Source organism: Sulfitobacter sp. HI0027, from assembly GCF_001634775.1.
In the GTDB taxonomy this organism is placed as follows: Bacteria; Pseudomonadota; Alphaproteobacteria; order Rhodobacterales; family Rhodobacteraceae; genus Sulfitobacter.
Genome location: NZ_LWER01000133.1, coordinates 46,644 through 70,562 on the forward strand (window position 1 = coordinate 46,644; position 23,919 = coordinate 70,562).

20 protein-coding genes and 4 tRNA genes are annotated in these 23,919 nt (G+C 61.1%); 15 read left to right on the top strand and 9 right to left on the bottom strand.

What is annotated here, in order from left to right; genetic code table 11:
• Positions 1-96 precede the first annotated feature (96 nt).
• From A3722_RS07750 to A3722_RS07775, 6 genes are all read left to right on the top strand, one after another.
• Positions 97-171, top strand: a tRNA-Val gene (locus A3722_RS07750).
• Between the two features lie 158 nt (positions 172-329).
• A complete protein-coding gene (locus tag A3722_RS07755) occupies positions 330-911 on the top strand; it encodes a histidine phosphatase family protein (RefSeq protein ID WP_067626190.1) in 582 nt (193 codons plus the stop codon).
• Positions 908-1,477, top strand: coding sequence for a histidine phosphatase family protein (locus A3722_RS07760; protein WP_067626192.1), 570 nt, complete (start codon positions 908-910; stop codon positions 1,475-1,477). The genes A3722_RS07755 and A3722_RS07760 overlap by 4 nt, the downstream gene beginning before the upstream one ends.
• A 41-nt stretch (positions 1,478-1,518) precedes the next feature.
• A tRNA-Val gene (locus A3722_RS07765) sits at positions 1,519-1,594 on the top strand.
• A 464-nt stretch (positions 1,595-2,058) separates the two neighbouring features.
• Positions 2,059-2,135, top strand: a tRNA-Asp gene (locus A3722_RS07770).
• A gap of 150 nt (positions 2,136-2,285) precedes the next feature.
• Positions 2,286-2,362 (top strand) — tRNA-Asp (locus tag A3722_RS07775).
• A gap of 164 nt (positions 2,363-2,526) precedes the next feature.
• On the opposite strand, the gene A3722_RS07780 is transcribed toward A3722_RS07775, so the two are convergent.
• Entirely contained in the window at positions 2,527-3,897 is a 1,371-nt protein-coding gene (locus A3722_RS07780; RefSeq protein ID WP_067626194.1) for a M20/M25/M40 family metallo-hydrolase, read from the bottom strand.
• An 81-nt stretch (positions 3,898-3,978) separates the two neighbouring features.
• Entirely contained in the window at positions 3,979-5,055 is a 1,077-nt protein-coding gene (locus tag A3722_RS07785; protein WP_067626195.1) for a sensor histidine kinase, read from the bottom strand.
• Between the two features lie 222 nt (positions 5,056-5,277).
• On the opposite strand from A3722_RS07785, the gene hemA reads away from it, so the two are divergent.
• The 3 genes from hemA (at position 5,278) to ispG (ending at position 9,123) form a co-directional block, all read left to right on the top strand.
• Positions 5,278-6,501 carry a 5-aminolevulinate synthase gene (gene hemA, locus A3722_RS07790; protein WP_067626197.1) on the top strand — a complete coding sequence of 408 codons (1,224 nt, stop codon included), beginning with the start codon at positions 5,278-5,280 and terminating at the stop codon, positions 6,499-6,501.
• 120 nt (positions 6,502-6,621) lie between these two features.
• On the top strand, positions 6,622-7,911 hold the full coding sequence (locus A3722_RS07795; RefSeq protein ID WP_067626198.1) for a helix-turn-helix domain-containing protein: 1,290 nt from the start codon (positions 6,622-6,624) through the stop codon (positions 7,909-7,911).
• An 87-nt stretch (positions 7,912-7,998) separates the two neighbouring features.
• Positions 7,999-9,123 (top strand): flavodoxin-dependent (E)-4-hydroxy-3-methylbut-2-enyl-diphosphate synthase, encoded by a 1,125-nt coding sequence (gene ispG, locus A3722_RS07800; RefSeq protein WP_067626200.1) that lies wholly within the window; start codon positions 7,999-8,001, stop codon positions 9,121-9,123.
• 129 nt (positions 9,124-9,252) lie between these two features.
• Here the strand turns inward: ispG and A3722_RS07805 are convergent, their stop codons facing one another.
• Positions 9,253-9,771: a hypothetical protein gene (locus A3722_RS07805; RefSeq protein WP_082849386.1), complete on the bottom strand. Its 519-nt coding sequence runs from the start codon at positions 9,769-9,771 to the stop codon at positions 9,253-9,255.
• 2 nt (positions 9,772-9,773) lie between these two features.
• Positions 9,774-10,523 (bottom strand): DsbA family protein, encoded by a 750-nt coding sequence (locus A3722_RS07810; protein ID WP_067626227.1) that lies wholly within the window; start codon positions 10,521-10,523, stop codon positions 9,774-9,776.
• A 97-nt stretch (positions 10,524-10,620) separates the two neighbouring features.
• On the opposite strand from A3722_RS07810, the gene A3722_RS07815 reads away from it, so the two are divergent.
• The 5 genes from A3722_RS07815 (at position 10,621) to A3722_RS07835 (ending at position 18,440) form a co-directional block, all read left to right on the top strand.
• Positions 10,621-11,763: a pyridoxal phosphate-dependent aminotransferase gene (locus tag A3722_RS07815; RefSeq protein ID WP_067626202.1), complete on the top strand. Its 1,143-nt coding sequence runs from the start codon at positions 10,621-10,623 to the stop codon at positions 11,761-11,763.
• A gap of 59 nt (positions 11,764-11,822) precedes the next feature.
• Entirely contained in the window at positions 11,823-13,043 is a 1,221-nt protein-coding gene (locus tag A3722_RS07820; RefSeq protein WP_067626204.1) for an N-acetylmuramoyl-L-alanine amidase, read from the top strand.
• Positions 13,044-13,171: 128 nt separating this feature from the next.
• Entirely contained in the window at positions 13,172-15,736 is a 2,565-nt protein-coding gene (locus A3722_RS07825) for a penicillin-binding protein 1A (RefSeq protein ID WP_067626229.1), read from the top strand.
• 120 nt (positions 15,737-15,856) lie between these two features.
• Positions 15,857-16,981 (top strand): peptide chain release factor 2, encoded by a 1,125-nt coding sequence (gene prfB, locus A3722_RS07830; protein WP_067626206.1) that lies wholly within the window; start codon positions 15,857-15,859, stop codon positions 16,979-16,981.
• Between the two features lie 49 nt (positions 16,982-17,030).
• Positions 17,031-18,440 carry an amidase gene (locus A3722_RS07835; protein WP_067626208.1) on the top strand — a complete coding sequence of 470 codons (1,410 nt, stop codon included), beginning with the start codon at positions 17,031-17,033 and terminating at the stop codon, positions 18,438-18,440.
• 6 nt (positions 18,441-18,446) lie between these two features.
• Here A3722_RS07835 and A3722_RS07840 read toward each other — a convergent pair whose 3' ends face one another.
• Positions 18,447-19,244 (bottom strand): helix-turn-helix domain-containing protein, encoded by a 798-nt coding sequence (locus A3722_RS07840; protein WP_067626209.1) that lies wholly within the window; start codon positions 19,242-19,244, stop codon positions 18,447-18,449.
• 217 nt (positions 19,245-19,461) lie between these two features.
• On the opposite strand from A3722_RS07840, the gene A3722_RS07845 reads away from it, so the two are divergent.
• Complete coding sequence (locus A3722_RS07845; protein ID WP_067626211.1) at positions 19,462-19,818, top strand: hypothetical protein; 357 nt, start codon at positions 19,462-19,464, stop codon at positions 19,816-19,818.
• Positions 19,819-19,830: 12 nt separating this feature from the next.
• Here the strand turns inward: A3722_RS07845 and ilvN are convergent, their stop codons facing one another.
• From ilvN to A3722_RS07865, 4 genes are all read right to left on the bottom strand, one after another.
• Positions 19,831-20,391 carry an acetolactate synthase small subunit gene (ilvN, locus tag A3722_RS07850; protein ID WP_067626213.1) on the bottom strand — a complete coding sequence of 187 codons (561 nt, stop codon included), beginning with the start codon at positions 20,389-20,391 and terminating at the stop codon, positions 19,831-19,833.
• Positions 20,392-20,462: 71 nt separating this feature from the next.
• Positions 20,463-22,217 (bottom strand): acetolactate synthase 3 large subunit, encoded by a 1,755-nt coding sequence (locus A3722_RS07855; protein ID WP_067626215.1) that lies wholly within the window; start codon positions 22,215-22,217, stop codon positions 20,463-20,465.
• A 400-nt stretch (positions 22,218-22,617) separates the two neighbouring features.
• Positions 22,618-23,436, bottom strand: a complete 819-nt coding sequence (locus A3722_RS07860; protein ID WP_067626217.1) for an arginyltransferase — start codon at positions 23,434-23,436, stop codon at positions 22,618-22,620.
• Between the two features lie 73 nt (positions 23,437-23,509).
• Positions 23,510-23,919 (bottom strand): RDD family protein (locus tag A3722_RS07865; RefSeq protein WP_067916046.1); only part of this gene is annotated, 410 nt, incomplete at its 5' end.

Genomic DNA, 23,919 nt, shown 5'->3' on the forward strand with positions numbered 1-23,919 from the left:
CATTGGGGAAGGGTGCAGGCCTCCCCGAAACCGCTGCCGATTTTTGCGCCAAACCCTCTTGCAAGCTCCGCCGCAATTGGCTACTTCGCCCCGCAAGGGTGATTAGCTCAGTGGTAGAGCGCTTCGTTCACATCGAAGATGTCAGGAGTTCAAATCTCTTATCACCCACCATTTTCCTACGTTTTCAATGAATCCAATCGGTTGCCCGCGAGACGGCACTCTGGCTCATCTGCGCATGATCCCAGCCACCGGGCAGGCTTGCCTTCCCCGTCCTGCGGTGGTCCTTATCCACTCAACGGCCATACCACGGACAACACGGCGGAGAGAGCATGTCGGCACATCCCAAAATCTGGTTCCTGCGACACGGGCAGACCGAGTGGAATCGCGCGTTTCGATTGCAGGGGCATCTCGATTCACCGCTGACCGATCAGGGCATCGCCGAGGCCGCGCAGCAGGCGCAGGTGATGCCGGAGGTGCTTGCGCAAAAGCCCGATATCCTCGTCTCTCCGCTTGGCCGTGCGCAGCAGACTGCGCGGATTGCACTGGATGGGGCGTCTTTTCAAACAGATGCGCGTCTGATGGAGATCCATGCAGGCGGGTGGCAGGGGCTCACCCGCGATGAGATTCTTGCCGCCAACCCCGATCTCGCCGCGCGTCGTCCAGCGCCGCTGGACATCTACGCCGCCGCGCCGGGCGGGGAGGGGCTGCCGGCGTTTCGCGGGCGGATTCGCGCGCTGCTCGATAGCCTGACCGCGCCTACGGTGCTGGTTGCCCATGGGCTCTGGGGGCAGGTGCTCCGGGCGGAGGTGCGCGGCCTTGATCTGGCCGCAGCGGGAGGGCTGAGCAACAGGCAGGGCTGCGTCTATCTGCTGGAGAACGGGACGGAAAGCGTTCTGGAATCCCCTGCATGAGCCGCTACCCGACGCTCTATATCCTGCGCCATGGCGAGACGGAATGGAACCTCGCCAACCGGCTGCAAGGGCATTTTGATTCTCCGCTGACCGACACGGGCCGTGCGCAGGCCGCCGCACAGAATGCGATTCTCAAGCGCTGCGATCTGGCGGGATTTTCTGCGCTCAGCAGTCCGCAGGGGCGGGCGGTGGCAACGGCGGAACTTGCGCTGGCGGGGCTGGGAATGACGGTCGCGACGGACCCGCGACTGGGTGAGATCGGCATCGGCGCATGGGCCGGCAAATCGCGCGATACACTGCTGCGCCAAACCCCAGACGCGCGTGATTCCTATGATCTTTACGAACATGCTCCCGAAGGCGAAGGATTCGCGGCGCTTTATGAGCGCTGCAGCAGCTTTCTCGGCAGTCTGACCGGGCCTCATGTGCTGGTGACACATGGCATCACATCGCGCATGCTACGCCTTATTTTATTGGACCACGCGCCAAGCGCGCTGCGGGGCATGCAAGGCGGGCAGGGGGTAGTGTTTCGACTTGAGAACGGTATGCAAAAAAGGCTGACATTATAGGCTTGAAGCCCGCCCCCACCTTGCGCTATGAGGTCCAAGTCGGGTCGTTAGCTCAGTTGGTAGAGCGCTTCGTTTACACCGAAGATGTCGGGAGTTCGAGCCTCTCACGACCCACCACCTCCCCCACGTATTTGTTTGTTGTGATCGACTGCCGCAGTGGTAGGCCCGACCGACGCCCGTCCGCTCCGCGGTCAGTCTGGGTCGGGAGTTCGAGGCTTTTACGGCCCAACACTCCCCTCCCGTTAAGCGATGTCCTATCGGCCACCAAGAAGAATTGCCTGTGCAGCTTGCGCAGCGTCTTGGTCCGGCCCGCATGCCCAGCCCTTGTGAGCCTCAGATGGCTGGCTAAGAAAGCTATGCCATTCCGCTGCCCGACCCTCTGAACACCAGCGACCAATCCGATCAAAGCGCCCCGAACCCTCGGCGAGCATCGCGGGTTCTGAAGCCGCGAAACCGGCCCCCCAAACGCCCCAAGAACAACTTGCGAAATTTTCATATTTTCGCACAAACCGCGCTTGACGGCAGAGCGCCCTCACCATAGAACACCCAAACGCTCCGGGGCGACCTGGAGAGTGCAGCGGGCGGTTGTAGCTCAGTTGGTTAGAGTACCGGCCTGTCACGCCGGGGGTCGCGGGTTCGAGCCCCGTCAACCGCGCCACCGCTGCCTGAAAAGGGGACCTCTTTGAGGTCCCTTTTTTCGTTTCCAGCCCCCACAAATTACTGCGCGAAACTTCTTTTCCCAAAGCGCATTTTCTCGGGCGAATGCGCTTGACGGCCCGCGCCCCTTGGCCTATTCCGCCCACATCGCGCGGTTGTAGCTCAGTTGGTTAGAGTACCGGCCTGTCACGCCGGGGGTCGCGGGTTCGAGCCCCGTCAACCGCGCCACTTTATCCCCTTCGTTATAGTAGACATACACTGCGGCCAAAGCGGTCGCACGGATGGCGCGCGCCGTAGGTTCGCATCGCCCAAGGCGGCATATTGGCGACCGGGCAGGCCCGATCGCAAGTGGGGTGCAATTGGCGACCGGGCAGACCCGATCGCCAGATGGCTTAGGTCAGCGCATCAAGGATGCGGGCCCAAGACCGGATGCCTTTGTGAAAGCTTTCCATGTCGTACTTTTCATTCGGTGAGTGGATTTGATCGTCGTCTTTGCCAAACCCGACCAGCATCGGCTCTGTCCCTAGGATCTTTTGAAAATGCCCCGCAATCGGGATTGAGCCGCCACAGCCGATATAGGCCGCAGGCACCTGCCACTCGTCGCTGAGCGCTTGGCGGGCGGGTTCGAACATCGGATGGCCAATATCCACACCTGAGGCCTGGCTCGCGCCATGGCCTGAGAATGCCACCGTGCAATCCTCTGGCAGCATCTCGGCCACCATCTTGCGGAAGTTCTCGCGAATGGCGAGCGGGTCTTGGGTGCCAACAAGTCGGAAGCTGATCTTGGCATGCGCCTCAGACGGCAGTACCGTTTTGAAACCGTCACCGGTATAGCCGCCCCAGATGCCGTTGACCTCACAAGTCGGGCGCGACCAGATCATCTCAAGCGGGGTGCGGTCCTGCTCGCCTGCGGGTTTGCTGAGACCTACGTCGCCGAGGAAGGCGGCATGGTCAAAGGCCAGCCCCTGCCACTGCGCTTCCAGATCCTCGGGCAGGTCCGGCACGCCGTCATAGAAGCCGGGGATGGTGATGCGTCCTTCGTCGTCATGCAGCGACGCGATCACTTTGCTGAGCGCACGGATCGGGTTCATCGAAATCCCGCCGTACATGCCCGAATGCAGGTCTTTGGAGGGGGCAGTGACGGTCAGCTCTTCGCCCAGAAGCCCACGCAGCATGGTGACGATGGCGGGGGTCTTGCTCTCAAACAACCCGGTGTCGCAGATCATCGCCACATCGGCTTTCAACTCCTCGGCGTTTTCCTCCATGAAGGGGACAAGCGACGGCGAGCCGGATTCCTCTTCGCCTTCGAGGAAGAAGGTGATGCGACACGGCCAGTCGCCTTTCACTTCTTTCCATGCGCGCAAGGCCTCCATGATGGTCATCAGCTGGCCCTTGTCGTCAGCGGCCCCACGGCCCCGGATCACGCGACCCTTGTCGGTGTCCTCTACCGCCGGATCGAAGGGGTCGCGGTCCCAAAGGTTCAGCGGGTCGACCGGCTGCACATCATAGTGGCCGTAGAACAGCAGATGCGGCTTGCCTTCGCCCACATGCCCCACAACCATCGGATGCCCCGGCGTGGCGCGTTTTTCGGCCTCTACCCCCATGGATTTAAGGTCCGCCACCAGCCAATCGGCGGCACGGTCGCAGTCGGCCTTATAGGCCGGATCGGTTGAGATCGACGGGATGCGCAGCAGTTCTAGCAGACGGTCAGTGGCGGCGGGTAGATCGTCGTCGATCCGGGCGAGAACATCGTCGAGGGACATGACTTAAATTCCTTGCGCTTGTGAGTTTGGCGCGAAGGTATCAGGCGGGCAGGGCGTGTCCAGTGGCCGCGTGGCCAGTGTTCAGAACGTGAGCGAGAGGCGGCTGCCCTCGGGCGTGAGACGGTGATCCACCTGCGCATTCAACTGCGAGGCCGCCGCCGCCATCAAGGTTTGCCCGATGCTGTCGGCCCGCCGCTTGCCTACGTTTTCCGCGCCGATGCCGTCATCTTTGCAAGACAGAATAAAATGCCCGTCGCGCAGGCTCAGGTCAATCTCGATGTTGCCGGGCGTGGCGTCGGGGAAGGCGTGTTTGATCGAATTGGCCGCGAACTCGCTTATGATCAGCGCCATGGAAGAGGCCGCGGTAGAGCGCAGGGTGACGGGGTCTGATCTGTAGTCGATTTTCACATGGCCCGGCGCGGTTTCGCGCAGAAGCCCCACGACCTTGTCGAGGTATTTATGTGCATCGACCTCATCGCGGCCGCGCACGGATTGCAGTTCACCGTGCAGCGTTGCCATGGCGTTGACGCGGCGTTGGATACCGTCAAGCACATCGACCGTGGTCTCGTCGTCCAAGTGGCGGCTGTGCAGCCGGACCATTGCCGATAGCGTCTGGAGCGAGTTCTTCACCCGGTGGTCGGCCTCGCTCATCAGCACTTCTTGCTGGCGCAGGGCAATACGAAGATCTAGCTGTTTCATCACCTGACGGGACAGCACGGACATGGCCTTGCGTTGCAGCGCGGTCAGCTGTCGCGGTTTGTTATCAAGGATGCACAGCGTGCCAAGCGGCATCCCGTCCGACGCCACCAGCAGGGCGCCCGCGTAAAAGCGCAGCCCGTCACCCGCGGTGCACAGCGGGTTGTCCGCCATCCGCGGGTCTTTGAGCGTGTCGGGAATCTCAACGAAAGGGTCTTCCAGAATCGCATGAGAGCACAGCGAGGTCTCAAGCGGCGTCTCGCGCGCGTTCAGCCCAACCTCGGCTTTGAACCACTGGCGGTCCTTGTCGATCAGGTTGATCACCGAAATGGGCGCCTCACAGATCTCGGCTGCCAGCTCGACGATTTCGTCGAACTCCGCCTCGCGCGGGGTGTCGAGGATCTCATAATTATAGAGTGTCCGCAGGCGTTGGTCCTGCTGGGGGTGAGGATCGGCGCGCAAATTAAGGCCCCTTTCTGGGTTTCCTGTTGAAGACAGGAAAGCGCCCGAAAACACAAGCAGACAATCGAAACTGTGCCTAAATGCGCGCTCCTACCTGCGACAGTTCGTCCCGCAACGGGTTCTGGATAAGAGATTGAAGCTTCGGCCTTGCATCTGTAATCATTCTAAAAGCTGAATATGGAAGGGGCCCTTCCTATTCGCGCCAAAAGATGGAGACGCGCAATGGACTATAACGAGAAGCTCGACGCGGCGATTGCGCGCCTGCATGACGAAGGCCGCTACCGGACCTTCATCGACATCGAGCGTCGCAACGGCCAGTTCCCCCATGCGGTCTGGACCAAGCCCGACGGATCGCAGCAAGATATCACCGTTTGGTGCGGCAACGACTACCTTGGCATGGGGCAAAACCCCGTTGTGATCGAAGCAATGGAAGAGGCCCTGCGCGCGACCGGGGCAGGCTCTGGCGGCACGCGCAATATTTCTGGCACAACGGTTTACCACAAACAGCTTGAGGCCGAACTGGCCGATCTGCATGGCAAGGAAGCGGCGCTGCTGTTCACCTCGGCCTATATCGCCAACGATGCCACGCTTTCCACGCTGCCCAAGCTGTTTCCGGGGCTGATCATCTATTCCGACGCGCTGAACCATGCCTCCATGATCGAAGGGGTGCGCCGCAATGGCGGGGCCAAGCGTATCTTCCGCCATAACGATCTGGGCCATCTGCGCGAGTTGATGGAGGCCGATGACCCCGCCGCGCCCAAGCTTATTGCATTTGAATCGATCTATTCCATGGACGGTGATTTCGGCCCCATCGAAGAAATTTGCGATCTGGCCGATGAGTTCGGCGCGCTGACCTATATCGACGAAGTGCACGCCGTGGGCATGTATGGCCCGCGCGGGGCAGGGGTGGCCGAGCGTGACCGCCTGATGCACCGGCTCGACATCATCAACGGTACGCTGGCCAAGGCTTACGGCGTGATGGGCGGCTATATCGCGGCCTCGGCCAAGATGTGCGACGCGATCCGCTCCTATGCGCCGGGTTTCATCTTTACCACTTCGCTGCCGCCCGCCGTGGCGGCGGGGGCGGCGGCTTCGGTTGCCTATCTCAAACGCGCGCCCGAACTGCGCGAAAAGCACCAGCAGCAGGCCAAGGCGCTGAAACTGCGGCTCAAGGGACTGGGATTGCCGATCATCGACCACGGCAGCCATATCGTGCCTGTCATGGTAGGCAACCCGGTCCATACCAAACTGCTGTCGGACATGCTGCTCGAAGATCACGGCATCTATGTCCAGCCCATCAACTTCCCCACCGTGCCACGCGGTACAGAGCGGCTGCGCTTCACGCCGTCGCCGGTGCATGGGCCCAAGGAAATGGACGCGCTTGTTCGCGGGATGGACACGCTCTGGTCTCATTGTGCGCTGAATCGTGCCGAAGCTGCGGGCTAACGCAGCGCTATTCGTGTTTTGCGTTGTCTTGTGGTAGCCTTTTGTCAAGAAAAGGCTACATCCGAATCGTTGGGGCGTGTTTGGATCAAAGCTACAGGCTAACAGGGACAGGGCATATTGATGATCGGGCGATGGGCCTCCAGAACCGCTGAGGACGAAACAGTCGAACCCAAAGGGTTCGATGCATTCGAATTGCGGTTGGGGGATGTCATGCGCGGTGAACGCGCCACGCTCGGTAAATCCCTGCTCGACGTGCAGCGCGAATTGCGCATCAAAGCCTCCTATATCGCCGCAATCGAAAACTGTGATCCCGGCGCATTCGACACGCCCGGTTTCATCGCGGGCTACGTGCGCTCCTACGCACGCTACCTCAACATGGACCCCGATCAGGCTTTTGCCGCATTCTGCAAGGAATCCGGTTTCGCCGTGGCGCATGGCATGTCCGCCGAAGCCTCGGTGGTTAAAAAGCCCAGTTTCGAAGAACGCCGTAAGACCCCGAAAGAAGACGATCTTTTCGCCCGCCCCAATACGCCTTTCGTGCCTACGGGTGATGGGCTGCTCAGCCGGATTGAGCCGGGTGCTGTCGGCTCTTCGCTGGTGCTGATCGCGCTGATCTCTGCTATCGGCTTTGGCGGCTGGACCGTCCTGAAAGAGGTGCAGCGCGTGCAGGTGGCGCCGGTGGATCAGACCCCGATTGTGCTGTCCGACCTTGATCCGCTGGACGGGGCACTGGCCCGCGCACCAGACGCGGAAGACGATTCCGCTGCGCCCCAAAGCGTGGAAAGCCCGCGCGCTGATGCGCTCGACCGGCTTTATCGCCCGCAGGCTTTGGATGTGCCGGTGTTGGTGGCGCGTGATGCGCCCATTGCCTCCATTGATCCGCGCTCCGTCAGCAATTTCCCGACCCCCGACCGCCCCGCCACGGCAGAGCCAAGCACCGCCGTGGCCGAGAATGGCACGATCGACGCTGCCATCGACGAAGCCCTGATGCTTGCCAATGCCGAGACCGATCTGCCCAAACCGCAGGTGGTTGAGCCTTTGGGAGACAAGGTGCGCATGGTCGCGGCCTATCCCTCATGGGTGCGGGTGCGCGCCGCCGATGGCACGGTGATTTTCGAAGGCGTGATGAACAAGGGCGACACATGGGATGTCCCTGTCACTGAAGAGCCGCCCTCCCTGCGGACGGGAGAATCCGGTGCGCTTTATTTCGCGATGGCAGACGGATGTTTCGGCCCTGTCGGGCCGCGTGGTGCTGTCACTTCGAATGTGCCGCTCCACGCGCAGGCGCTGGCCGAACTTTATCAGCCAGTTGACCCAAAGGCAGAGCAATCGCTGAGCCGGATGTTCGCCGATCTGGAAGGCTCGCTTGACCCTTCCGCGCTGGCGGCGATGCCCTGTCAGGGCAGCTAAGCGCGCGGGCCGTCGCTTCCCATTGCACATGATGCCCCGGCTGAATAGGTAGGGGCCATAGCCCCTGATCCCGCGAAAGGTGTCTTCATGTCGCTTCATTCCATTCGCCCTTGGCGCGATATTCCGCGTCGCAAGTCCCGGCAGATCATGGTGGGCAATGTGCCAGTGGGCGGTGATGCGCCGATCACCGTGCAGACCATGACGAATACGCTGACCACTGATGTGGCCGCCACCATCCAACAGGTGCAGACCGCCGCCGATGCGGGCGCGGATATCGTACGGGTTTCGGTCCCGGATGAGGCGTCTTCCAAAGCCCTGCGTGAGATCGTGCGCGAGGTGTCTGTGCCCATCGTGGCGGACATTCATTTCCATTACAAACGCGGGATCGAGGCCGCCGAGGCCGGTGCCGCCTGCCTGCGCATCAACCCCGGCAACATCGGCGACGAAAAGCGCGTGCGCGAAGTCATCAAGGCCGCGCGGGACCATAATTGCTCCATTCGGATCGGCGTGAATGCAGGCTCGCTGGAGCGGCATTTGCTGGAGAAATACGGCGAACCTTGCCCCGATGCGATGGTGGAAAGCGGGTTGGATCATATCAAAATTTTGCAGGACAACGATTTCCACGAGTTCAAGATTTCCTGCAAGGCGTCCGATGTTTTCATGGCTGCTGCCGCGTACCAACAGCTTGCTGATGCTACCGACGCCCCCATCCACCTTGGCATTACCGAGGCGGGCGGCTTGATGTCAGGAACGATCAAATCGGCCATCGGTCTGGGCAATCTGCTGTGGAGCGGCATCGGCGACACCATCCGCGTTTCGCTCTCTGCCGATCCTGTCGAAGAGGTGAAAGTCGGCTATGAGATCCTCAAATCTCTCGGGTTGCGGCATCGCGGTGTGAACATCATCTCTTGCCCCTCCTGCGCGCGGCAAGGGTTTGACGTGATCAAGACTGTCGAGGCTTTGGAAAAACGGCTGGAGCATATCAAGACGCCCATGAGCCTCAGCATCATCGGCTGTGTGGTGAATGGCCCCGGTGAGGCGCTGATGACCGATGTGGGTTTCACCGGCGGTGGGGCCGGGTCTGGCATGGTCTATCTCGCGGGGAAACAGAGCCATAAGCTTGGGAATGAGGGCATGATCGAGCATATCGTGGAGCAGGTCGAAGAACGCGCGGCGCAGATTGAGGCTGAAGCGGTGAAAGCGGCGGAATAGGGTAGTGGCTGGGCCGCTGGCCGGGTGGCGGCGGACAGGGTGCGCTGCGGTATTTTTAAAAGGATGAAGATGATGGGGGGCGCGTGAACCGGGAGGGGCGCGTGCTTTTTGGCTGTTTGGAAGCTGTTCTTAATCAGCAGGTTGGTGGTGAAGGTTAATGTGGTTGGGGGTGAGGTATTTCTCTAGGACCACGGGCGGCATGTGGCCGTTGAGCACCATCTCAGGCAGTACGTAGAAGGGGGCGGCGTCGAGCCCTAGGGCGGCGGCCCAGCGGGCGGCCTGGGGCATGTGCAGTTCGTGTTGAATGAATGTCAGCCCGTAGCGCTTTGTAATTTCGGTTAATTCTTTGACGGCGGTATTGCAGGTATCGCAGTCTTGCGCGGTGAAGAGCGCCACGGCGTGGCCTGCCAGAAGCTCGGGGGCGAGGCGTTCGAGCAGGGTTAGGTCGTCTTGAATATATTGCCGCATTTCGGATTGCGCGGGCTGTGGCGCTGCCAAGGCTTTGGCGATGACATCGCCATTCGCCAAAATCGCCGCGCGCAATTCACTGTCAAAGGCGGCACGCGCGGTGGGGTCGAGCGTTTGAAGATCACCCGCCCCGGCAGGCAGGGCCAGCGCAAGAGCTGCTATGGCTGCCGGGGCGCGCATTTTTAGCCGCGTTTTTCGTCCACCAGCGCCATCATCTGATCGTAGGGCAGGTAGCCGCGTAGCATTTCATCTTGCATGACAAAGGTGGGGGTGCCGGTGATCTGCAGCTTTTGCGCCAACGCGCGGGTCTGGGTGATTTCCTGTATGACTTCATCGCTGTCCATCTTGGCTTCAATCGCCGGGACATCCAGATCAAAGCTTTCGCCCAAGCGGCGCAGCGCGGGCAGGGAGACCTCACCGTTGAAGGCCATCAGAGCGTCGTTCAATTGCTTGTAGGCATCGCCGCCCGCGACCTGTTTGGTCGCCACGGCAAAGCGCGAGGCCAGCATGGATTGATCGCCAAGGATTGGGAATTCTTTGACGATCAATTTGATATTACCGTCAGTTTCCAGTAGCTTGGCCACTTCGCCATGGGCGCGTTTGCAATAGCCGCAGCGGTAGTCGAGGAATTCGACCAGCGTGATGTCGCCATCCGGGTTGCCACCGACCCAGGAATAACCGTCGTCGAAAATTTCATCTGCGTTGGCGGTGACCAGATCAAAATCGGCCTGCATCTGCGCTTCGGCCTGACGGTTTTGCATCTGCTCAACCGCTTGCAGGATTACCTCGGGGTTTTCCATCAGATAGGCGCGGACTTCGGCGCGGAACTGTGCGCGCTCGGCGTCGGTCAGCTCTGTCAGGTCCATGGCCCCGGCGGGGGCGGCAAGAGCCAGTGCGCTGGCAAAGGCAGGGGCGATGAGGCGGGCGAACATGGGCGGTCCTTTCGGTAGGTCTGCGAAATAGGGGGCCAAGGGTTGACGCCCGGCATCAGGCGCGGTGAAAGCATATGCCGAGAGTAGGAGCAAGCCCATGCGCAATTCAACCAGGTCCGCCGTTGATCCCTTTATCGTGATGGACGTGATGCAGGCCGCCAGCGCCGCCGAAGAAGCCGGCCGTCACATCATTCATATGGAGGTCGGCCAGCCCGGCACAGGCGCACCCAAAGGGGCGGCCGAGGCGTTGACAAAAGCCATGGGGGAAGGCGCGCTTGGCTATACCGTGGCGCTTGGCTTGCCCGCGTTGCGCGCACGGATCGCACAGATGTATGGGGAATGGTACAACGTGGATCTGGACCCGGCGCGGGTGGTGATCACGCCCGGATCCTCAGGCGGGTTTCTGCTGGCCTTTACCGCGCTGTTTGATTCCGGTGACAGAGTGGGCATCGGCGCGCCGGGCTATCCCAGCTACCGCCAGATCCTGCGCGCCTTGGGGATGCAGCCGGTCGATCTGCCCGCCGCGCCGGAGAACCGCTACCAGCCCGTGGCGGCGGATTTCGCGGGGCAAGACCTGCGCGGCTTGCTGGTGGCCTCACCTGCCAACCCCTCGGGCACGATGCTGGATCGGCCCGCGTTGTCGGCGCTGACGGATGCCTGTGTGGCCAATGACATGTCCTTCATCTCGGATGAGATTTACCATGGCATTGAATATGACAAGAAGGCCGTGACCGCGCTGGAGGTCACCGACGACTGCTATGTGATCAATTCTTTCTCCAAGTATTTCTCGATGACCGGCTGGCGCGTAGGTTGGATGGTGGTCCCCGAAGATCAGGTGCGCGTGGTTGAGCGGATCGCGCAGAACATGTTCATCTGCGCCCCCCATGCCAGCCAGATCGCGGCGCTGGCGGCGATGGACTGCGATGATGAATTGCAGGCCAATCTGGCGGTCTATCGCCGCAACCGCGACCTGATGATCACCGGGTTGAAAGAGGCTGGGTTCACCGACATCGCGCCGCCCGATGGGGCGTTTTATGTCTATGCAGATGTCTCCCGCTTTACCGAGGACAGCCGCGCTTTCGCCGCTGAGATTCTGGAAAAGGCGGGTGTCGCCGTGACCCCCGGTCTCGATTTCGACCCGGCGCGGGGACATAAGACTCTGCGCTTTTCCTATGCGCGCAGCACCGCGGATATGGAAGAGGGCATCGCCCGGCTCAAAGCCTTTATGGCCACACGCTGAGCGCTGGTTTGCACGCGCGGCAGGTGGTAGAAGGGCGAAAACGGGCAGGGTGATCAATCATGCGGGCAATTCTTAAGGGACTGGCAGTGGTGCTGGCATGTGCGGTGCCGGTGGCCGGAGCCGCGCAGGAGTTGACCGCGCTGGCGCGGGTCGATCCGGTGGAGAGCGCGGTGAAAGACGGTTGGTTTGGGAAAACTGACTTAACCGTGGCGCTGAGCCAAGGGGTGCCTTTCCGGGTTTTTCTGTTGGATGATCCTGCCCGTCTGATCGTCGATTTCCGTGAGGCCGATTGGTCAGAGGTGGCGCGCGGCGACCTACTGAAGAAACCGGGCCGTATCTCTGCCCTGCGCTTTGGCGCGTTTCAGCCGGGGTGGTCGCGGTTGGTGGCGGATCTGGCCAAACCGATGATCCCTGCAGAAATCGGCATGCCGGTGGATGCAAGCAGCGGTAAGGCGCGGCTTGAAATTACGTTGGAAACCGTCACGGCGGAGGTCTTTGCCAAGGCCGCGGGCGTGCCCGTGGATCCTGATTGGACCACCGCGCTCACCGCCCCGCCAAAGCCCGCGGCGGTGGATAAGGACAGCTTTACCATCGTGTTGGACCCCGGCCACGGCGGCATCGACCCCGGCGCGCAGCGCGAGGGGCTGGATGAAAAAGACCTGATGCTGAACTTCGCCCGCGATCTGCGCGATGCGCTGCGGCGCAAGGGCGTGGATGTGCTGCTGACCCGTGACGATGATATCTTTGTAGCGCTGGAGCACCGGGTGGCCATCGCCCATCAGGCCGAGGCGGACCTTTTCATTTCACTCCACGCCGACAGCTTGTCGCAGGGCGGGGCAAGCGGGGCCACGGTCTATACGCTTTCGGATGATGCCAGCGACGTGGCGACCGAACATCTTGCCGCGCGGCATGACCGGTCCGACATCATCGCGGGTGCGGATTTGACCGGCTCGGATGATCAGGTGGCGGGTATCTTGCTTGATCTTGCCCGCCAAGAGACCGAGCCGCGTTCGGATGCTTTGGCCGCGACTTTGGTCCAAGGCATGCGTGCGGCGGGCGGGCCGATGAACAGCCGACCGCTGCGGCGGGCCGGGTTTTCGGTCTTAAAATCCGCGGATATTCCATCGGTTCTGGTCGAAGTGGGGTTCCTCAGTTCGAAACGGGATCTGACCAATCTGCGCGATCCGGTGTGGCGCGCGTCGATGGTGAGCGCCATGGCGGATGCGATCGTTGCCTGGCGTGATCAGGATGCGGCGCTCAAGCCCTTGATCAGAAAGTAAAATAGAATGATATGGCCGCTTTGGCGATGGGCGAACATTCGCCCTCGCTGGCGGCCATGTGTTTTGACCCGAGCCAGTGCATCCTGTATAGGCTCGGAACTGTCCCTAGCCAATGGTGGTCCGCGCGCGTGTTTCGATTTGTTCTGTCCTTTTTCGGGGGGATTTTTACCACCCTGACCCTGAGCGTCGGCATGGTGGCTTTGACCATCGGGGCGGTGTTCTGGATGTATGGTCGGGATTTGCCCAGCCATGAGTCGCTGGCGCAATATACGCCGCCGACGATCAGCCGGATTTACTCGGGCCAAGGCCGTTTGATCGATGAATTCGCCAAAGAGCGCCGCCTTTTTGCGCCCGCCAACACCATCCCGGATCTGGTGAAACAGGCGTTCATCTCGGCGGAAGACAAGAACTTTTACACCCACGAAGGCTATGACCTGCGCGGCATCGGTGCAGCGGCGGTGGATGCGGTCAAATCGCGTGGCCGCGATGTGCGCGGTGCCTCAACCATCACCCAGCAGGTGATGAAGAACTTCCTGCTGTCAGGTGACCGCCGGGCCGAGCGCAAGATCAAAGAGATCATCCTCGCCACCCGCATCGAAGAGACGCTGAGCAAAGAGAAGATCCTAGAGCTTTACCTGAACGAGATTTTCCTCGGGCAGAACTCCTATGGCGTGGCCGCGGCCAGCCAGACCTATTTCAACAAAACGTTGAGCGAGTTGGCCCCGCATGAGGCCGCCTTCCTCGCGTCGCTGCCCAAGGCGCCGTCGGATTACCACCCGGTGCGCCGCAAGGACCGCTTGTTGGCCCGTCGGAACTTCGTGCTGCGCGAGATGAAAGAGAACGGCTATATTTCGGAAGCGGCTTATGAGACGGAAGTGGCGCTGCCGCTGCGCTCGGTCCAGAACGGTGATTTCGAAAGCTTCAAGGCCGAGCTGCCGCCGCGTGATTACTTCACCGATGAAATTCGCCGTCAGCTCAGCGAGAACTTCGGCGAGGGTGAGTTCTTTACCGGCGGTTTGACCGTGCGCGCGACCATCGACAATGAAATGCAGCCCATCGCCGCCAATGCGCTGCGCCGTCAGTTGGAGCAATATGATCGCGGGCAGGGCATCTGGCGCGGCACGCGGTTCGAAATTCCCGCTGATCAGTTGACCAGCGAAGAGAAATGGCGCGCCGCTCTCGCGGACCTGCGGGTGCCGCGTGACATCGATCTGGAGAACCAGTGGTATCCCGCCGTGGTGCTGGAGGTCGGCAATAGCGATGCGCGGATCGGCATCGAAGGGGTCGACGAAGACGAAGATGGTCACTGGATCCCTGCCGATGATGTGCAATGGGCGCGCAAGCGCTTGGACGATGGCAAACTGGCCTCCAAGGCTCAGGTGGCGGGCGATCTGCTTGAGGTTGGCGAAGTGGTGTTGGTGCGCCGCATGACCTCCGATAGTGACGGTTCCTTTATCCGCTGGACGCTGCGGCAGGTGCCCGAAGTGCAGGGCGGTTTCGTCGCCATGGACGTGCACACGGGCCGGGTGATTGCGATGCAGGGCGGGTTCTCTTATCAGGCGAGCGTGTTCAACCGCGCGACCCAAGCCAAACGGCAGCCGGGGTCGAGCTTTAAGCCCTTCGTCTATGCCTCCGCGCTCGACAGTGGCTATAGCCCGGCGACCATCGTGGTAGACGCACCTATTGAGATCAACACGCCGCAGGGCGTCTGGCGGCCCCAGAACGCCTCGCATAAATTCTATGGCCCCACACCCCTGCGCACCGGGATCGAACAGTCGCGCAACCTGATGACCATCCGTCTGGCGCAAGAAGTCGGGATGGATGTGGTCGGCAGCTATGCGGAGCGTTTCGGCGTTTATGACGATCTGGCGCCGCTGCTGTCGAACGCGCTCGGCAGTCAGGAAACCACGCTGTATCAAATGGTATCGGCCTATGCGATGTTCGCCAACGGCGGGGAGCGGGTGCAGCCCACGTTGGTTGACCGGGTGCAAGACCGCTATGGCCGCACCGTCTACAAACATGACGAACGCAAGTGCTACGACTGTGAGCAGATCAACCTCGCGCCCGGCGCAGCGCCGCGGATCATTTCCAACCGCGAGCGGGTGATGGACCCGGTGACGGCCTATCAGCTGACCTCAATGATGCGCGGCGTGGTCGAGCGCGGCACGGCCCGCAATGCCATCAATCTGCCGGTGCCGATCGCGGGCAAGACCGGCACCACCAACGATGAGAAAGACGCATGGTTCGTCGGCTTTTCGTCCAACGTGGTGGCAGGCTGTTACATCGGTTTCGACACGCCGCGCCCGATGGGCCGGGGCGCGGGCGGCGGGCGGCTTTGCGCGCCGGTCTTCCAGCGCTTCATGTCCGAGGCGATCAAGAAATACGGCGGCGGTGACTTTGCGGTCCCCGAACAGTGCCGCTTTATCAAGATCGACCGTTTCAGCGGCGCGCGGCTGAGCGATAACGCCTCGGGTGGTAATGTGGTGTCGGAATGTTTCCGCGATGGCGAAGAGCCGCTGTTTGGCATCTCCTTCGATGGCGGCTTTGCCATGGGGACGGACCTGCCATTGGTCGAGGAACTGGGCGGCTCGGCTGCATCGTCTTCGCGTCAGGTCACCACATCGACGGGCAAAAAGGCCACCGTCGGCCCCAAGGCAAGCTTCGGCACACTGAGCTCGGGCGGCCTTTACTAATCAGGTCGGCGGGGCGAAGGCGCGCTTTGCCTCCCCCCACTTGCCGCCGCTGGCGGGCTGGTCTATCTCTCGTGCGGCTCCGGTTTTCGGGGCCGCATTACTTATCAAAGGCAGGCACACATGCGCGCAGAGGCACAGAATACCGCGGACCAGATCAGCAAATCGCTGGAATTGCTGGCCCAGCGACTGGATGTGGAGACCGCGCCCTACCGGCTGGAAGAATTCAACGCCCGCGTCGAAGATCCGAACCTTTGGGACAACCCTGATGCCGCGCAAAAGCTGATGCGTGAGCGCCAGTCGCTGGTGGATGCCATCGACACCTATGAGGGCATCAAACAGGAACTGGCCGACAACGTCGAACTGATCGAGTTGGGCGAGATGGAAGAGGACGAAGAGGTCATCTCCGACGCGGAGAAGGCGCTGAAGGCGCTGGCCGAAAAGGCCGCTCAAAAGGAACTCGAAGCGCTGCTGAATGGTGAGGCCGACAGCAACGACACTTTCCTAGAGATCAACGCAGGCGCGGGCGGCACGGAAAGCTGCGACTGGGCCAGCATGTTGGCGCGGATGTATGTTCGTTGGGCCGAGAAGAAAGGCTATAAAGTAGATCTTCAGGCCGAAAGCGCGGGCGACGAGGCGGGCATCAAATCCGCGACCTATAAGATTGAAGGGCACAACGCCTACGGCTGGCTGAAGTCCGAAAGCGGCGTGCACCGCTTGGTACGCATCTCGCCCTTCGACTCGGCGGCCAAGCGGCACACCTCTTTCACCTCCGTGAAGGTCTACCCGGTGGTCGACGACAATATCGAGATCGAGGTGAACCCTTCGGACATCCGCATCGACACCTACCGGTCGTCCGGCGCAGGCGGTCAGCACGTCAACACCACCGACTCGGCCGTGCGGATCACCCACCATCCCACGGGCATCGTCGTGACCTCTTCGGAAAAGTCGCAGCACCAGAACCGCGACATCGCCATGAAAGCGCTTAAATCGCGGCTTTATCAGATGGAGTTGGACAAGCGTTCGGCGCTGGTCAACGAAGCGCATGAGAACGCGGGCGACGCGGGCTGGGGTAACCAGATCCGGTCCTATGTCTTGCAGCCCTATCAAATGGTGAAAGACCTCCGGACCAATTACGAGACATCGGACACCAAGGGCGTGCTCGACGGTGATCTGGATGGGCTGATGGGGGCAACGCTGGCGCTGGCAGTCTCGGGCAAAAGCCGGGCCGAGGCACAGGGCGACTGAGCCCGCACGTCCCCCTTCATGGAATAATATGTAGCAATAGGGGGACATGATGGATTTGCTAGATTGGGACGCTTCGGACCTGTCCGAGGCGCTGGCCGCGCGCAGGATTTCTGCGGTTGAACTGATGCAGGCGTCACTTGCGCGGATCGAGGCGGTGAATGGCAAGGTGAATGCCGTCGTCTCTCTCCGCGACCGTGACACATTGCTGGCCGAGGCAGAGGCGTCTGACACCAGCCCGCGCAAGGGCTGGCTGCACGGTATCCCCATGGCGATCAAGGATTTGGCTGACGCAGAGGGGCTGCCAACGTCTCAAGGGTCCCCGCTTTTCGGTGCCCAGCCGGCCGAGCGGGATCATCCCGCTGTTGCGCGGCTTCGCGCGACAGGGGCAATCATCATCGGCAAAACCAACACGCCGGAGTTTGGCCTCGGCAGTCATACGTTCAATACGGTCCATGGCGCGACGTGCAACCCTTATGACCTAGGCCGCTCGGCTGGCGGTTCCTCGGGCGGGGCGGCAGCGGCACTGGCGGCGCGGATGGTCGCCGTCGCCGATGGGTCCGATATGATGGGATCCCTGCGCAATCCGGCGGGCTGGAACAACGTCTACGGGATGCGGCCGACATGGGGCAGGGTGCCGTCGGACGATGGCGGCGATCTGTTTCTGCACCAGCTTTCGACCTTGGGGCCGATGGCGCGCAGCCCCCGTGACCTCGCCGCCCTTCTTGATGTGATGAGCGGCGCCGACCCGCGCCAACCTCTGACCCGCTCCGGCCCGGATACGGCCCCGGATATCGACGCGGGCCTGCCCGCGCAGCGTGTGGGCTGGCTGGGCGATTGGGGCGGTGCCTTCCCCTGCGAGCCGGGGATAATTAACCTGAGCGAAGCCGCCTTGAACCGTTTGGCCGGGCTGGGGCATGAGGTCACACCCATCGCCGCGCCCTTTGATGCTGATGCGATGTGGGAAAGCTGGATCACGTTGCGGTCCTTTGCCGTGGCGGCGTCGTTGGGCTCGATCTACGACGATCCGGCGCGGCGGGACGGGTTGAAACCCGCTGCGCAATGGGAGGTCGCGCGCGGGCAGGGGTTCTCTTCCTCTGATATCCAGCGCGCCAGCGGCATCCGATCCGATTGGTTCCGCGCGGCACATGCTCTGTTTGAAGAGGTCGACGTTCTGGTGCTGCCTTCCGCGCAGGTCTGGCCTTTCGACGTCGAAATGGTGCACCCGACCGAAATCAATGGCCAGCCGATGGACAGCTATCACCGTTGGATGCAGGTTGTGGTGCCCGCAAGCCTGATCGGTCTGCCGGTGGTGAATATTCCTGCAGGTTTTGACAGTCGCGGCCTGCCTTTGGGGCTGCAACTGATTGGCAAACGCGGCAGCGACGCGCGCTTGTTGCAACTGGCGCAGGGCTGGCATCGGGCGACAGGCTATCCGCAGGCGCAGCCACCCCGGCTGTAGCGGGCCTCAGTTGAACGGCGCGTCGGGCTGAAGCAGGCGGCGGTGATAGGGCATCAGGGCGTCGATGTCGATAAATCCCGCCTGCCGCGCTGCGGGCAGCACCGTTTTGGGATCCTTGCCAATGTATTCGTAGGTCAGCCGCGTCACCCGCGCGCCCGCGGCACTTTCGGGCGCGGTGCGGGTGACATATCCCACCCAAAAGTTATTCTCGAAAGAGGCGACACGGTTGAGGTAGTTGAACGACCCGGTCAGTGTGCGACGCCGCGATACGACGATGGAAACGCCATTCTCTTGCTGCGAAACGATGCCGCGATATTCGCGCGCCGTGGGGCTGGTGGGCAGCCCTTGCTGGCGCAGGGAATGCGCGCTCTCATAACCCCGCAGGAAGGTGCTGCTGCCGTCGCGCTTAATGTAGACGACCCCGGTCACGAACCTGTCGTGATCCAGAAACGACCGCCGTGCGAAGCGGTAAAAGCCGCTGGGAAAATCCGCCTCGGGCACGTTCTGAACCCCGGTCCCAAGGAAGTCCCGCAGGAAACTGTTGTTGATCGGATCTTGGTTGAGCGAAATCTCGGTGACTGGCTCCAGCAACACCCGCGCATCGATTTCAAAAAAGCGGCAGATCCGGGCCAGCACGTCGGGCCGGGGGAAGCTTTCGCCCGACAGGTAGCGGTTGAACTGCGTACGGTTGATCCCAAGTTGCCGGGCAAGATCGGAGATCGACGTATAATCCGCCGCCAACTGGCGCAGATTGGCACCAAACATGCTGCGAAGTTCAGAGGGGGAGCGGTTGGAAGCGGACATGCAGCCTCGTTCTGATTTGCGACGCAGCCATAGGATACGGGCTGTTTTGGCCAGAGGATTTACCGACTGACGCGAAGGCGCGTCACAGGTGACGCTAATTTGAGGTTGACCCTACTGGAACCGACACAAAATGCAAGCGGGCGTTGCATTTTAACCTATGTTACACCTTTTTCGATTGTCGCAGAATGAAGGTCAATTATCAGAAGCGGGGGGTACTATGATTGGTGTAGTTCTGTGGAGCGATAATGCCGCTGGCAAAGCAGTGTTCTGGTGCGAAGATCAAGGCGATCTTGCCTATTACGAAGAGCCTGCGATCTGTATGGGGCACGGTTCGGGGTTCGACCCGGGCGACATGGTACAGTTCGGCATCACAGTGCATCGCAAACTCCGTATCGCCGACAACCCTCGGGTGGTTCTGGAAGATGCGGCCTCACATCTGCCCGACGCCCTGCGCCACGATAGTCCCGCGGTGCAAGAGCCGCAGGCGGCAAAACCGCGCGGGGGCGCTCAGATCATTCCCTTTACGACCAAGCCCGGACCGCGCCGATGCGGCGCGGCCCAGCTCAAAGCCTGACTCCCAACCCGATCAGACCCCGCGGGCGAGAGCGGCAACGCCCGTGCGGGCAACATCAGCCAGCCCAAGCGGGCGCATCAATTCGGCAAAAGCGTCAATTTTATCCGGCGCGCCGGTGATTTCGAAAACAAAGCTTTCCAGCGTGCTGTCGACCACATTGGCGCGGAAGATATCCGCAAGCCGCAGCGCTTCGACCCGGTGGTCGCCCTTGCCGACAACCTTGAAGATCGCCAATTCACGCTCAACGCTTGGGCCTTCGACGGTGAGGTCATGCACCTCGTGCACCGGCACGATCCGACCGACCTGCGCCTTGATCTGCTCGATCACCTGTGGCGTGCCGCTGGTGACGATGGTGATGCGCGACAGATGCCCGGTGTGGTCCACCTCGGCCACGGTCAGGCTGTCGATGTTATAGCCACGCCCCGAGAACAGGCCAATCACCCGCGCCAGCGCGCCGGGTTCGTTCTCGACCAGCACTGCAAGCGTGTGTTTTTCGACCACATCCGAGAAATTGGGCCGTAGGTTATAGGCGGAATGCGAGGTCGCGCCTTTTTTGATTTTCAGAGCTGCCATGTCTTTGTCCTTTTATCTAGCTGCGGGAATTTTTTAAAAATTCCCGGTCGTTTTCTTTGAAAGAAAACGGGTCACACCAGCACTGAGCCTTTTGCGTCGATCACACCTTGGGTCTCATGATCCCCCGGCAGCAACATTTCGTTATGCGCCTTGCCGCTTGGGATCATTGGGAAGCAGTTTTCGTGCTTCTCAACCAGACAGTCAAAGATCACAGGCCCGTCGTAGTTGATCATCTCCATGATCGCGTCATCCAGATCGTCGGGGTCGTGGCAGATAATTCCCTTGGCGCCAAAGGCTTCGGCCAGTTTGACGAAATCGGGCAGGGCTTCGGACCAGCTTTGCGAATAGCGCTCGCCGTGCAGCAGTTCCTGCCACTGGCGGACCATGCCAAGGCGTTCGTTGTTGAGTATGAACTGTTTGACCGGCAGGCCGAATTGCATCGCCGTGCCCATCTCTTGCATGTTCATCAGCCACGAGGCTTCGCCCGCCACATTGATCACGAGGGCGTCAGGATGGGCCATCTGCACCCCGATGGAGGCCGGGAAACCATAGCCCATGGTCCCGAGGCCACCGCTCGTCATCCAGCGGTTCGGTTCTTCAAAGCCGAGGTATTGCGCGGCCCACATCTGGTGCTGGCCCACTTCGGTGGTGATATAACGGTCATGACCCTTGGTCAGCGCTTCGAGCCGCGACAGCGCGTGCTGGGGTTTGATGACCTTGCCGGATTGGGTGAATTTCAGACAATCTTTCGCGCGCCATTCCTCAATCTTGGACCACCATTTGGAGAGCCCTTCGCTATTGGTCTTGCGGCCGCGCGATTTCCAGACCTTCAGCAGGTCTTCGAGCACATGGCCTACGTCACCGACGATTGGAATGTCGATGCGGATCACCTTGTTGATCGACGACGGGTCGATGTCGATATGCGCTTTGGTGGACTTGGGGCTGAAACTGTCGATGACGCCGGTGATCCGGTCGTCAAAACGCGCGCCGATGTTGATCATCAAATCGCAGTCATGCATCGCCATATTGGCTTCATACAGCCCGTGCATCCCCAGCATCCCGAGCCATTTGTCACCCGACGCAGGGTAGGCGCCGAGACCCATTAACGTCGACGTGATCGGGAAACCCGTCGCATCGACCAATTCGCGCAGCAACTGGCTTGCCGCCGGGCCGGAGTTGATAACGCCGCCGCCCGTGTAGAAGATCGGGCGCTTGGCCGTCTCCATCGCCGCCACCAGTTCGGTGATCTCTTCCATATTGCCTTTGACCTGCGGCTGATAGCGCGAGGTTGAGGGTTTGGGGGACTCGTAGCTGCCGGTCGCGAATTGCACGTCTTTAGGAATGTCGATCAGCACCGGGCCGGGGCGACCATGGGTGGCGACGTGAAAAGCCTCGTGCAGGGTGGCACCCAGATTGTCGGTCTCTTTCACCAGCCAGTTGTGCTTGGTGCAGGGGCGGGTGATGCCTACGGTGTCTGCTTCCTGAAAGGCGTCAGAGCCGATCATAAAGGTCGGCACCTGGCCGGTCAGCACCACCAGCGGAATCGAGTCGAGCAGCGCATCCGTCAGGCCGGTGACCGCGTTGGTGGCACCGGGGCCGGAGGTCACCAGCACAACGCCCGGTTTCCCGGTCGAGCGGGCATAGCCTTCGGCGGCATGCACCGCACCCTGCTCGTGGCGCACCAGAACGTGTTTGATCGAGTTCTGCTGAAAGACCTCGTCGTAGATCGGTAGCACCGCGCCACCGGGATATCCAAAGACGGTGTCCACACCCTGGTCAATCAGGGCTTGGACGATCATTTTCGCTCCGGTCATCTGGCGTTTCATCTTAGGTGCTCCGTAAGGCAGGTTATTGGCGTTTGGCATAAAAAAACCCCCGGTCTGACGGGGGCGCATGGGAAGGATTATGGTTAACCGTTACCGGCCCATGCGCGTGTGTCCTACAATAATGACTAGGTCGATCATCTCAGGGGTCCTCTTAGCGTGGCGTGAGATTATGAGGGGGAAAGGGGGGCGTCAACAGCGAAATGCCGAAAATCTTGTCCTTAAGTGGGGATTAATTGCTCTTTTATTTCGCCGAGGCGCCATTTTGGGTTCTTTTCGCAAAGAAATCGGCCCTCTGGTGAATTTTATTGAATTGCTAGGGCGTGATGATGTGCATGTTTCAATCTGGCAGCCCAACGGCCCGCCCCGGTTACGCGCAAAATCTGTAGGCTGGCTCAGCGCCTTAGCGCGGGCTGACATCCGGCAGGGTGATATTGGCCACCTGCTCGGCAATGGGATCATTGCTGAGCGGATGCTGGTCGGGCACGAAACCCTCAGGGTCGCGCATCTTTTGCCACTGCCCGCCCATATAAACCTCAAGACCCGAGAACTTGGCCTTGTACCCCATCTTTTGACTGCCCGGCACCCAGTAGCCAAGGTAGACATAGGGCAAACCCGCCGCGCGGGCGATTTCGATGTGGTCGAGGATGATGTAATTGCCCAGCCCGTTGCGGGGCCGGTCGGGGGTGTAGAAGGAATAGACCATGCTCACCCCGTCGCCCAAGACATCCGTCAGGCAGACGCCGACCAGCGCGTTATCGGCCTCGGGGTCGGTATATTCGATGACCCGACTGCGGATCGGGGTTTCCTCGATCATTGCGGCGAATTCAAAGACATCCATATCCGCCATGCCGCCATCCGCATGGCGGCTGTCGAGGTAGCTGCGGAAGAGGTCATATTGCTCTTCCGTAGCCCAAGGAGAGGTGGCGCGCCGCTCAAGCCCCGCGTTGCGGTTCAGAATGCGGCGCTGGCTTTTGCTGGGGCGAAAGGCCGCCACGTCGATCCGCGCCGACAGGCAGGCGGCGCAATCGGCGCAAGACGGGCGGTACAGAACATTTTGAGAGCGGCGGAAACCTTGGCTTGATAGGCTGTCATTCAGGCGTGCGGCATTGTCGCCCTGAAGGGCGGTGAACAGCTTGCGCTCCATCCGGCCCTCCAGATAGGGGCAGGGCTGCGGCGCTGTGACATAGAATTGCGGTGTCAAAGGCAGTGTATGTCGCATGGGTTTCCAGCATTTATCGGGGGATGCTATCAACCCCCCCCCCGCTGCGCCAAGGGCAAATTTGCGTGATGCCCTAGCGGCTGAGGCGGCGATTTACCGGCACGGTGCCAAGCGCCATATCCGTGAGGCTTTGACGGCGGGCCGTGGTGCAGATCAACACGACCGAGACGACCTGAATGATCGTGACCGTCATCGACAGCGAATAGCCGATGGTGTGCAAAAGCGCGGTCATGAAATCAAAGGGCCGGTCGCGGTGGTCGCGCAGCTCCATCGCCATTAGGCGCATCCCCCATGTGGCCGACCCGCTGGTCAGCGTGGCCACCCGGTAGGCAAAACCCACCACCAGCGTCAGGAAGGGGAAAAAGAACAGCCCGGTAAAGGCGGTGAAGGGCAGGATCAGCAGGCAAAAGACGATGACCAGCGTCACATCGACGATCCAAGCCAACAGCCGCTTGCCAGCGATGCCGTCATAGAATTGCGGGT

Coding starts and splice junctions, on each gene's coding strand:
- A3722_RS07755 (WP_067626190.1), top strand. CDS start 330: ATGTCGGCACATCCCAAAATCTGGTTCCTGCGACACGGGCAGACCGAG.
- A3722_RS07760 (WP_067626192.1), top strand. CDS start 908: ATGAGCCGCTACCCGACGCTCTATATCCTGCGCCATGGCGAGACGGAA.
- A3722_RS07780 (WP_067626194.1), bottom strand. CDS start 3,897: ATGTCCCTCGACGATGTTCTCGCCCGGATCGACGACGATCTACCCGCC.
- hemA (WP_067626197.1), top strand. CDS start 5,278: ATGGACTATAACGAGAAGCTCGACGCGGCGATTGCGCGCCTGCATGAC.
- A3722_RS07795 (WP_067626198.1), top strand. CDS start 6,622: ATGATCGGGCGATGGGCCTCCAGAACCGCTGAGGACGAAACAGTCGAA.
- ispG (WP_067626200.1), top strand. CDS start 7,999: ATGTCGCTTCATTCCATTCGCCCTTGGCGCGATATTCCGCGTCGCAAG.
- A3722_RS07805 (WP_082849386.1), bottom strand. CDS start 9,771: ATGCGCGCCCCGGCAGCCATAGCAGCTCTTGCGCTGGCCCTGCCTGCC.
- A3722_RS07810 (WP_067626227.1), bottom strand. CDS start 10,523: ATGTTCGCCCGCCTCATCGCCCCTGCCTTTGCCAGCGCACTGGCTCTT.
- A3722_RS07815 (WP_067626202.1), top strand. CDS start 10,621: ATGCGCAATTCAACCAGGTCCGCCGTTGATCCCTTTATCGTGATGGAC.
- A3722_RS07820 (WP_067626204.1), top strand. CDS start 11,823: ATGCGGGCAATTCTTAAGGGACTGGCAGTGGTGCTGGCATGTGCGGTG.
- prfB (WP_067626206.1), top strand. CDS start 15,857: ATGCGCGCAGAGGCACAGAATACCGCGGACCAGATCAGCAAATCGCTG.
- A3722_RS07835 (WP_067626208.1), top strand. CDS start 17,031: ATGGATTTGCTAGATTGGGACGCTTCGGACCTGTCCGAGGCGCTGGCC.
- A3722_RS07840 (WP_067626209.1), bottom strand. CDS start 19,244: ATGTCCGCTTCCAACCGCTCCCCCTCTGAACTTCGCAGCATGTTTGGT.
- A3722_RS07845 (WP_067626211.1), top strand. CDS start 19,462: ATGATTGGTGTAGTTCTGTGGAGCGATAATGCCGCTGGCAAAGCAGTG.
- ilvN (WP_067626213.1), bottom strand. CDS start 20,391: ATGGCAGCTCTGAAAATCAAAAAAGGCGCGACCTCGCATTCCGCCTAT.
- A3722_RS07855 (WP_067626215.1), bottom strand. CDS start 22,217: ATGAAACGCCAGATGACCGGAGCGAAAATGATCGTCCAAGCCCTGATT.
- A3722_RS07860 (WP_067626217.1), bottom strand. CDS start 23,436: ATGCGACATACACTGCCTTTGACACCGCAATTCTATGTCACAGCGCCG.